Origin of the sequence: Dietzia sp. DQ12-76 (assembly GCF_014145045.1) — a bacterium.
Classification (GTDB): Bacteria; Actinomycetota; Actinomycetes; order Mycobacteriales; family Mycobacteriaceae; genus Dietzia.
In genome coordinates this window covers 1-2,550 of record NZ_JAALDV010000384.1, presented here as the reverse complement: position 1 = coordinate 2,550, position 2,550 = coordinate 1, and the positions used below count along the sequence as shown (strand labels likewise).

General features: G+C 69.5%; 4 protein-coding genes. 3 read left to right on the top strand and 1 reads right to left on the bottom strand.

Annotated elements, in window-relative coordinates; translation table 11 throughout:
* Positions 1–150 (bottom strand): SDR family NAD(P)-dependent oxidoreductase (locus G6019_RS12945; protein WP_182627749.1); only part of this gene is annotated, 150 nt, incomplete at its 3' end.
* Between the two features lie 168 nt (positions 151–318).
* Here G6019_RS12945 and G6019_RS12940 point away from each other — a divergent pair.
* The 3 genes from G6019_RS12940 to G6019_RS17025 form a co-directional block, all read left to right on the top strand.
* On the top strand, positions 319–1,674 hold the full coding sequence (locus tag G6019_RS12940; protein WP_182613255.1) for a flavin-containing monooxygenase: 1,356 nt from the start codon (positions 319–321) through the stop codon (positions 1,672–1,674).
* Positions 1,671–2,324, top strand: coding sequence for a TetR/AcrR family transcriptional regulator (locus G6019_RS12935; RefSeq protein WP_107755285.1), 654 nt, complete (start codon positions 1,671–1,673; stop codon positions 2,322–2,324). The genes G6019_RS12940 and G6019_RS12935 overlap by 4 nt, the downstream gene beginning before the upstream one ends.
* Positions 2,321–2,550, top strand: a 230-nt coding sequence (locus G6019_RS17025) for a serine aminopeptidase domain-containing protein (protein WP_182627747.1), incomplete at its 3' end; no start/stop codon positions are given. The genes G6019_RS12935 and G6019_RS17025, both read left to right, overlap by 4 nt.

Genomic DNA, 2,550 nt, shown 5'->3' with positions numbered 1-2,550 from the left:
TTCCGCCAGCTCGGCCGGGCGGGCCTCGGCGAGATCGGCGTTGACGTCGGCGATGGTCACGCGCCACCCCGCCGAGGCGAGACGGCGCGCCGTGGCCCACCCGATCCCGGACGCGCCACCGACCACCACCGCGTGCCGCCCACCACCCATGTCGTCCGCCATGTCCGCCTCCATCCGGGATGGGGCCCGGGGCGCGGTGCCCCGTCGACGCGCCCTGGGACGCTGTTGACGCCCGTCAATCCCTGGCCATAATCTAGGGCCACACTGTGACTCACGCCATAGCTTTCCGCGCGGCGATCCCCGGCCGAAGAGGTTTCCATGACACCCGTCCCCACCGTCGCCGTCATCGGCGCGGGCATCAGCGGTCTGACCACGCTCAAGATGCTCGACGACTACGGCATCGAGGCGGTGGGGTTCGAGGCCTCCGACCGCATCGGCGGGAACTGGGCGTTCGACAATCCCAACGGGAGTTCGAGCGCGTACCGGTCACTCCACATCGACACCTCCAAACACCAGCTGAGCTTCCGGGACTTCCCCATGCCCGAGGAGTTCCCGGACTTCCCGCACCACTCGCAGATCAAGCAGTACCTCGATGACTACGCGGAAGCCTTCGACCTGCTGCGTCTCATCGAGTTCGAGAACCGGGTCCTGCACGCCGAGCGGCTCGAGGGCGGCGGGTGGGAGCTGACCACCGGACGCACCGGCACCCGCCGCTTCGACGCCCTGGTGGTGGGCAACGGGCACCACTGGGACCCACGGTTCGGCGACTTCCCGGGCGAGTTCACCGGGGAGATGATCCATTCGCACGCCTACGTGGACCCGTGGGATCCGCTCGACCTGCAGGACAAGCGCATTCTCGTGGTGGGTCTGGGCAACAGCGCCGCCGACATCGCCGTGGAGCTGTCCTCCAAGGTGATGCGGAACGAGGTGGTGATCTCCACCCGGTCCGGCGCGTGGATCGTGCCGAAGTACATCGCCGGCAAACCGGCCGACAAGTACTTCGCCACCTTTCCCTTCCTGCCCTACTCGTGGCAGCGCAAGGCCATTCAGGTCATGCAGCCGATGTCGGCGGGCCGACCCGAGTCCTACGGACTACCCAAGCCCAATCACAAGTTCTTCGAGGCCCACCCCACGCAGTCCGTCGAGTTGCCGCTGAGGCTCGGCTCGGGGGACATCACGGCCAAGGGGAACATCGCCCGGTTCGACGGGCGGACCGTGCACTTCGAGGACGGCACCGCGCAGGAGTTCGACGTCGTCATCCAGGCCACCGGCTACAACACCTCGTTCCCGTTCTTCGACCCGGACTTCCTCAGCGCCGACGCCCACAACCACGTGCCGCTCTACAAGCGGATGTTCTCCCCGGGCATCGACGACCTGGTCATGGTCGGCTTCGCCCAGTCCACTCCCACGTTGTTCCCGTTCGTCGAGGCCCAGGCCAGGCTGGCGGCCGCGTGGGCGGCCGGCCTGTACCGGACGCCGGGGCGCGAGGAGATGGAGCGGGTCATCGTGGCGGACGAGAAGAAGTACATCGGGCACATGCTCGACACCCCGCGGCACCAGCAGCAGGTGGACTACTTCCTGTACGAGCACGACCTCCGGACACGTGAGATCCCGGCGGGACGAGAACGAGCGGCACGCCTCGGCGGGATGATCCGGACGGCGGCGCACGCGTGAGCGGGAACGCCACCTCCGGTGACGCCGTCGCCAGCTCACCGCGGGGCGACCGGCGTCGGGAGGCCCTGTTGGCGGAGCTGGACCGGCAGCTGCGCACCACCACACTCGATGACATCTCGGTGGCCGACCTCACCGACGCGGCCGGCATCACCCGGTCGGCGTTCTACTTCTACTTCGACTCCAAGGCCGCGGCGGTGACCGTGCTGCTCTCCTCCATCCAGGAGGCCGCCGCCACGTCGAACGGCGTGCTCGTGAACTCCGACGGCCGCTTCCGGTCCCGAGTGACCTCGACGCTGAGCGGCCTCGCGGACCGCATGCTCGACAACGCTCACGTCTACCGGGCCCTGCTCACCGCGCGCACCACGCACGAGCCCATGCGCCGCCTGTGGAACGAGGGGCGGGCGGAACTCGCGGCCCCCATCGCCGAGTACATCCGCTCCGAGCGAGCGGCCGGTCGCGCCCCCGACGGGGCCGATCCGATGGCGCTCGCCACGTCGCTGATCCAGGTCAACGAGTCGGTCCTCGAACATCTCGCCTACGACGCCGGGGCGGATCGCGAACCGATGATCGCCACCGCCTCCGACCTGTGGGTCCGGGCCATCTACGGCCGCCCGGACCCCGCGGTCGACAACCCAGGAGACCCCTCGTGAGAAGCCAGATCACCCCCCACGACCTCGAGTTCCGCTCCGGCGGGGACACCTGCCGCGGCTGGTTCCTGCCCGCGGCAGGAACCGATCCCGCTCCGTGCGTCGTTCTCGCGCACGGACTGGGCGGCACGGCCGACTCGGGCCTGCTGCCGTTCGCCGAGGCCTTCGCCGCCGCGGGCTTCGCGGCGTTCGCCTTCGACTACCGCGGGTTCGGCCGCTCCGGTGGCGG